Genomic DNA, 6,522 nt, shown 5'->3' on the forward strand with positions numbered 1-6,522 from the left:
GGGAGACGTCGCCGGTCGACCCTTGCGCGATACAAAGCTTTCGCTCATTGATGCGCCAAGTCGCTCCCAGTTGATGAGGTCGGCCAAACGTATCAACGGATGCTTCAGGTTGATCTGTTCGCGCAGCGGTTGGCGGAAGAAATCTCCCTCCGTCACAGGCGTCTTCGGACCCATCCGCACCTCATCGAAAAATGCAGGATTCTCACGTTAATGTGCCAGGTTCCTGCAGATCTCACAACACCATTTTGGCCTCAAAGCTCTGCCGCACAAGGCTCTCTGAATTGTTCAGGTTCGACTAATGACCGTCGCCGGGAACCGGTGGCCGTGATAAAGCGATTTTGTCTTCTTCATCGCGACATCTTACGTGACCACCTCGCCAACGTGACAGAGCCCGCCACGACGATGCCTTCCCGCCTCAATTGCTTCCAGACCTTGTCAGCGCCGTAGACCTGGAAGTTTTCTTCCCATACGCGTCGGATCTCATCCTTAAGCATCCTGTCGCGCCGGGCCCGCGGCGGCACCAGCCCCGGATCGGCGCGGCGGGCCACGTGCGTGTAGTACGTCGACGGTGCAATCGGCAGCACCCTGCAGATCGGCTCGACCCCGTAGACGTGCCGGTGATCATCGATGAACGTGATCATCACTTCGGTCGGCGGTCGAGCTCCGCCTGTGCGAAATACGCTGACGCCTTGCGCAGGATTTCATTGACCTGCCGAAGCTCACGTACTTCCCGCTCCAGTTCCTTAAGCCGATCCTTCTCCTGCGTGCTCGTGCCCGGGCGCAAACCCCGATCCCGCTCTTCCTTGCGCACCCAGCTACGCAGCGTCTCGCCCGAGCAGCCGAACTTCGCTGCGATCGACGCGATCACTTTCCATTGCGATTCCCGGTCGCCTTGATGGTCCAGTACCATTCGCACAGCCCGCTCACGAACTTCCGGCGAGTACCTTGGGGACTTCTTCTTCGTGTTTTCCATAGCTCCATTTTCTCAAGAAGTGGAGTCTCCGGAAAACCCGGGGCGGTTCAGTCCTGTGCGCTCTTGCGTCGTGAATACCTCAACGTGACAACGCCCTATTTCGCGATCAGCTGGCGCAAGCAGGATCACGCAGTCTTTGAGATTGATCAACCGGCAACAAGTTTGAAGCGTGTCTATCTTGTGCCGTGCCTATCGAGTCGGGCAAAATGATCTTGCCTGTTCTGGCTCCGGATGGATGTGATCTTTCTTTGAATGTCGACTATTGAAATTCACTCAATCATCTGAAAATCGGGGTGACAGGATTTTATCTCTCCAGAGGCCGTAATTGATTCAAAAGCTACCGATCAACGATCAAGGAACCCATCATGCAGACTCGTAAAATGAAGGTGCCCGGGAACCGTGGAGGTTGGTTGATTTAAGCTAATAGCGTACGCCGGACTCAGCTCTCGCGCGGCTGTTGAGCACTATCTGGCGGCTCGCAAGGCTGCCGGACAATCGGCGTGCGGGATGCTCGGGAACATCCGGCGAGATCTCATGCTGTTTGCCAACAGCCGTCACAGGCCGGATCTCGCCGCGATGTTTCAGCACACGCCAGAAGAGCGGCAAGCACGCGCCAGCGCCGTCGAACGAGCAATCAAGCTGTTGCCCACGCTGCCGGTGCCGCAACCCCAGATCAGCGACGCCATCGACGCAAGGAGGATGAGATGGATTATGGATCGATGATCCAACCCCACAATGCCGAGGCCGCAGGCACGTGGGGAAGTGCAGGGCGGCAATATGAACGAGTTAGTCAATCAATCTCCGATGCGATTGAGCATTGCGTTATTCGCGTCGCTCCGCAGCCCGGCGAGCGCGTTCTGGACGTGGCCACGGGTACAGGGTGGGCCGCACGGCGCATCGCTGCCCGTGGCGCAAGCGGTATAGGAATTGACTTGGCAGCAAATCTCATCGAGATCGCCAAAGCGTATGCGGCTGATGCGCAATTATCCTTCGAGTTCCAAGTGGGCGATGCGGAGGCGCTGCAATTCGAGGATCAAAGCTTCGACGCCGTCATTTCGACATTCGGCGTTATGTTTGCCAGCGATCCGGACGCAGCGGCCTCGGAGTTGGCGCGGGTCTGCAAACCGGGGGGCAGGCTGGGAATTGCATCCTGGCCTTCCGACGGTACGGTCGCTGGGTTGTTCAAAATCATGCAGCCATATGTGACGCGACCTCACGTGCCACTACCAACGTCGCCATTTGCCTGGGGGAACACAGATTACGTTAAGAAGCTGCTTGGAGCGGCCTTCGACTTGCGCTTTGAGAGCGGCACTACCGTCTTGCGCGAACTGAACGGGCCTATCGTGTGGGAGTTGTCCGTGGAGAGCTACGGCCCCACTAAAACCTTGGCCGCGACCTTGGATCCGGACAGCCGCGAGCGCCTAAGGCAGGATTTCATAACATATCATGAAGGGTTTCAGTCCGAGCTGGGGATTGCGATGCCGCGGGAGTACCTCGTCGCTATCGGCATCCGAAAGTAGCCTTCGCGTATTGGCCAGACACACACTGAACCGTGCCGGGTTTTCCGGAGGCTCCACTTCTTGAGAAAATGGAGCTATGGAAAATACCAAGAAGAAGTCCCCACGGTACTCGCCGGAAGTTCGTGAGCGGGCTGTGCGAATGGTGCTGGAACATCAAGGCGACCGTGACTCGCAATGGAAGGTAATCGGGTTGTGTCGCGTTAAGGACGATGCGACGATCAGGCGCCTAAGGTGAAGAGGATTGCTTACATCACGAGAGAATAGAATTGTTCGGCTGCAGTCGAGGCGACGCCATCGTCACACATCTGCCCCTTGCGGATCATGTGTGCGATCTCAATGCCAGACAGGATGATGCGCGCACAGCGGAAATCCTTGGGTTCTGTTGCAGTAAGGCCCACGTTAAAATTGGGTAGCGAATTTTTGAGCTGTGCGATGAAGAAGGCGAAGACACCGCGAACCACACTCGCGCCGGGCCTGGCCAAGGTCCTGAAGCGCCTTCACTACCCGCTTGAAGTGATTTTGCTGTGCGTGCGATGGTACGTGGCCTATTCGCTGAGTTTGCGCAATCTTGCGTGCGTATTTCGGGGAAGCTGAACGCCCGTTTCGGTGAAGTCGAACAGGCCAGGAGGGAGGTGCTGCGTAATGCTTAGATTGTACTGCGGGTGTTCGAGATCAGGCTACTTTTTGATCAGGTGCGTTCTTCTTGCGCATCGAATCGCCCTTCAACGGAAGCTTGTGAGCCTGATGGACGAGGCGGTCGAGGATTGCGTCGGCGAGGGTCGGGTCTTGCAGCCAGGCGTGCCAGTGTTCAAGGGGCAGTTGGCTTGTGATGATCGTGGATCGCGTGCCGACGCGATCGTCGAGCACTTCGAGCAGATCGTTGCGCGCGCCCTGGTCGACGTCCTCATGATGACGCTGCAGCGCGGCCGTCCGGGGCCCAAGGGCAAGCACGGTCACGTCATCAACTACCGGCACATCATCCACGCACTGCGCCGCAAACCCATGGCGCTGCTTAACCTGGTCTATCGCGACCAGATCTATCCGCGCGAGGCCTATCGCTTGACCTTCGATCGTCTGCTCGAGCAACTCCCGGAGCGCGACGCATGCAAGACGATGGTCGAACTGCTCAGTCTGGCCCACGAGCGCAACTGCGAGGCACAACTGGCGCAGGCGCTCGAGCAGTGCCTGGCCGATGGGCAACTGCCCGATCTGGACACGCTGGGTTCGCGTTTCGAAGCGAAACCCGCGAGCCTGCCGCAGGTGAACGTCCAGCTGGCTTCGTTGCGCGACTACGAGGCCCTGCTTGACCCGCAAATGGAGGTGGCAGCATGAATCACGAATTCGACGCCACCCGTCTGTCGCTGCTGCTCAACGATTTGCGGCTGCCCGCCATCAAGCAGATCTGGTTAGCGTTCGCCGAACGGTCCGACACGGAAGGCTGGCCCGCGGCGCGCCTGCTCATGGCGCTGGCCGAACACGAGATCGCCGAGCGCGATCGACGCCGTATCGAACGTCACCTCAGGGACGCAAAGCTGCTGCCGGGCAAGACGCTGGAGAACTTCGATTTCGACGCGGTGCCGATGGTGTCGAGAGCACACATCTCGGCGCTTTGCGCGGGCGACGGCTGGCTGCGCAACGGCGCCAACCTGATTCTTCTGGGGCCGTCCGGGGGCGGCAAGTCGCACTTGTCTTCGGCCATTGGACTGAGCCTGCTGGAGAACGGCTGGAAGGTACTGTTCGCGCGTACCACCGACCTCGTGCAGCGGTTGCAGGTCGCACGCCGCGAGCTGTCGCTGGAGTCCGCCATCAACCGGCTGGATCGCTTTGATCTCCTTATTTTGGATGACTTTGCATACGTCAGCAAGGATCAGGCCGAGACATCGGTGCTGTTCGAGCTCATCAGCGCCAGATATGAGCACCGTTCGCTTCTTTTGACCGCGAATCAGCCATTTGGCGACTGGGACAAGGTCTTCCCCGACCGGGCCATGACGGTGGCCGCCGTCGTCCGGCTGGTCCATCACTCGACGATCTTTGAGCTGAACGTCGAAAGCTATCGTCGACGTACCGCCCTGGAGCGCAAGCAGCAGGGACCGGGACGCTCGGCCAGTATCGCGACGCCAAACAATGTTGGCGTGCCACCGTGTCCGGAGGATAAGCAATGAAGCACAACGCACATCTGCAGCTCATAACGCGTGACGATGCATCCGATAGCTCGACGACGAAGCCCGTCACACGCACGGCAGCACAACGGCAACGCGCATACCGCTTACGCCGCAAACGGGCCGTTATTGACGCCATTGGTGAGGAAGCCTGCGCGTCACGCGTTACGCTGCTGGCTCTGCTCGGCGACGGCCTGGCGGCATTGGATGCCAGCGACACTTCGACAAGGGTCATTGAGAGCAAACGCCACAGCGTAAGGCGCGTGCGTCGAGAAGAGGAGACATCAGATGCATAGCGAAGCGGAAGTGACAAGATCCAGGATGAAACTCATTCGGTCTATCGAGGAGTTGAGAGCTCAGTTGCGCGGACAAAACCGCACGGCCTTCGTGCCGACCATGGGCAATCTGCATGAAGGGCATCTTTCGCTTATCAGGCTCGCACGGCAGCATGGCGATCCGGTCGTCACTAGCATTTTCGTGAATCCTCTGCAGTTTGGACCAGGCGAAGATTTCGAGCGTTATCCGCGAACCCTCGAGGCGGACCTGGAGAAACTCCAGAAGGAGAATGTGTACGTTGTCTTTGCCCCGACGGAGCGGGACCTCTTTCCGCAGGTGAAAGAGTATCGTGTGCAGCCTCCTGGTGGCCTGGGCGACATGCTGGAGGGAGAATTCCGGCCTGGTTTCTTTCAAGGCGTTTGCACGGTCGTAATGAAGCTGCTGTTATGCGCGCAGCCGCGCGTGACGGTGTTTGGAAAAAAGGACTATCAACAACTGATGATAGTTCGGGAAATGTGTAAGCAGTTCGCCATGCCCACGGATGTCATAGCCGGCGAAACCATCCGCGACATCGATGGACTGGCGCTGTCATCGCGCAATCGCTTTCTGACGCCGGAGCAACGGGTGGAGGCACCCACGCTGCATCGGCTCCTCCACTGCGTGCGCAAGGATATCCTGGGCGGGCGACTAGATATTCAGCGAATCGAGCGGCGCGCATTCTCAACGCTCGTCGATCGGGGCTGGAAGCCCGATTACATCTCGGTCCGAAAGCAGGCCGACTTACGGTCTCCAACGGAGCCGGAAGTCGTCGAGCAAAAGCTCGTTGTGCTAGCAGCAGCGCGTCTCGGCAGCACACGCCTTATTGATAACCTCGAGATTTGAAGTTCCGACGCTATGCCTTGTCACAGTGATCGAGGGGTGGGGCGAAAACGCAAGCCGAGCCTGAGCCTGCCTGAAATTGAACTTTCGTTATGACTGAACCAGCGATTCATCACAACCGCTCTCGTAGACAATCGGTGCTTGTGACCGGAGGCGCGCGACGAATCGGTCGGGCGGTGGCCTTGGGGTTTGCCGCCCGAGGATGGGACGTTGCCGTGCACCATCACGAATCGAAGCGCGAAGCGCAGGAGGTTGTTGATCAGATAGCAACGCGAGGGGGACGCGCGATTTCCCTTTGCGCAGACCTTTCGAACGAGGAACAGGTGAGGCAACTTGTGCCCGCTTGTGTGAAAGTGAACCGCCCCGGTTTTCCCGGAGACTATTTTGCTTGAGTCATGCCACGGCGGCAGACCCAGCGGCTCTGGTGCAAATAGGCGGTCTGTACGAGATTGTTGTTATATAGAGGATACCTCATCAAGCAGACAGGACGGCCTCCCAGACTGCGGGCGCCGTGGTATCTTTGAGGCCGAGCTTCGCGAGGCCGAATTGGCCCTTGCGAATGCGATGTACCAACTCAATACCAGAGAGCGTGATCGCTGCGTTCCTGAAACGTTTGAAGCCGAGCATGACTTTCGTCCGGGACTTGATGTTGCGGTGGTCCTGCTCGACCAGATTATTGAGATATTTCGAGGATCGGACCTTCGTGTCCTCAGGC

At 58.4% G+C, this 6,522-nt stretch carries 5 protein-coding genes, 8 pseudogenes and 1 other annotated feature; of the genes and pseudogenes, 8 read left to right on the forward strand and 5 right to left on the reverse strand.

Translation table 11 applies throughout. The features are described 5' to 3' along the window. Together M3A49_RS41705 and M3A49_RS41710 are read right to left on the reverse strand one after the other, a co-directional pair. Nucleotides 1–174 (reverse strand): annotated as a pseudogene (locus M3A49_RS41705) (IS5/IS1182 family transposase); the annotation flags it as partial. A gap of 218 nt (nucleotides 175–392) precedes the next feature. Then, a pseudogene (locus M3A49_RS41710) lies at nucleotides 393–973 on the reverse strand (transposase); the annotation flags it as partial. Continuing rightward, nucleotides 567–683, reverse strand: a sequence feature (AL1L pseudoknot). (Overlaps the previous pseudogene by 117 nt.) A gap of 429 nt (nucleotides 974–1,402) precedes the next feature. On the opposite strand from M3A49_RS41710, the pseudogene M3A49_RS41715 reads away from it, so the two are divergent. Continuing rightward, nucleotides 1,403–1,693 (forward strand): annotated as a pseudogene (locus M3A49_RS41715) (integrase); the annotation flags it as partial. After that, on the forward strand, nucleotides 1,678–2,493 hold the full coding sequence (locus M3A49_RS41720) for a class I SAM-dependent methyltransferase (RefSeq protein ID WP_266233933.1): 816 nt from the start codon (nucleotides 1,678–1,680) through the stop codon (nucleotides 2,491–2,493). The pseudogene M3A49_RS41715 and the gene M3A49_RS41720, both read left to right, overlap by 16 nt. Nucleotides 2,494–2,738: 245 nt before the next feature. On the opposite strand, the pseudogene M3A49_RS41725 reads toward M3A49_RS41720, so the two are convergent. Next, nucleotides 2,739–2,867: pseudogene (locus M3A49_RS41725) on the reverse strand (IS6 family transposase); the annotation flags it as partial. A gap of 58 nt (nucleotides 2,868–2,925) precedes the next feature. Here M3A49_RS41725 and M3A49_RS41730 point away from each other — a divergent pair. Beyond that, a pseudogene (locus tag M3A49_RS41730) lies at nucleotides 2,926–3,063 on the forward strand (IS6 family transposase); the annotation flags it as partial. Nucleotides 3,064–3,165: 102 nt separating this feature from the next. On the opposite strand, the pseudogene M3A49_RS41735 reads toward M3A49_RS41730, so the two are convergent. Then, a pseudogene (locus M3A49_RS41735) lies at nucleotides 3,166–3,399 on the reverse strand (ATP-binding protein); the annotation flags it as partial. Between M3A49_RS41735 and M3A49_RS41740 the strand changes: the two are divergent. The 5 genes and pseudogenes from M3A49_RS41740 to M3A49_RS41760 all read left to right on the forward strand — a co-directional run. Further along, nucleotides 3,400–3,825 (forward strand): annotated as a pseudogene (locus M3A49_RS41740) (IS21 family transposase); the annotation flags it as partial. After that, nucleotides 3,822–4,655 carry an IS21-like element helper ATPase IstB gene (istB, locus tag M3A49_RS41745; protein ID WP_266233934.1) on the forward strand — a complete coding sequence of 278 codons (834 nt, stop codon included), beginning with the start codon at nucleotides 3,822–3,824 and terminating at the stop codon, nucleotides 4,653–4,655. The pseudogene M3A49_RS41740 and the gene istB, both read left to right, overlap by 4 nt. Next, on the forward strand, nucleotides 4,652–4,948 hold the full coding sequence (locus M3A49_RS41750) for a hypothetical protein (protein WP_266233935.1): 297 nt from the start codon (nucleotides 4,652–4,654) through the stop codon (nucleotides 4,946–4,948). The genes istB and M3A49_RS41750 overlap by 4 nt, the downstream gene beginning before the upstream one ends. Nucleotides 4,949–4,973: 25 nt before the next feature. Then, nucleotides 4,974–5,810, forward strand: coding sequence for a pantoate--beta-alanine ligase (gene panC / locus M3A49_RS41755; RefSeq protein ID WP_266233937.1), 837 nt, complete (start codon nucleotides 4,974–4,976; stop codon nucleotides 5,808–5,810). 89 nt (nucleotides 5,811–5,899) lie between these two features. Continuing rightward, nucleotides 5,900–6,154: pseudogene (locus tag M3A49_RS41760) on the forward strand (SDR family NAD(P)-dependent oxidoreductase); the annotation flags it as partial. Between the two features lie 127 nt (nucleotides 6,155–6,281). Here M3A49_RS41760 and M3A49_RS41765 read toward each other — a convergent pair. Next, on the reverse strand, nucleotides 6,282–6,522 hold a 241-nt coding region (locus M3A49_RS41765; RefSeq protein WP_266232700.1), incomplete at its 5' end, for a DDE-type integrase/transposase/recombinase.

It is taken from the genome of Paraburkholderia sp. CNPSo 3076 (assembly GCF_026343935.1).
Classification (GTDB): domain Bacteria; phylum Pseudomonadota; class Gammaproteobacteria; order Burkholderiales; family Burkholderiaceae; genus Paraburkholderia; species Paraburkholderia nodosa.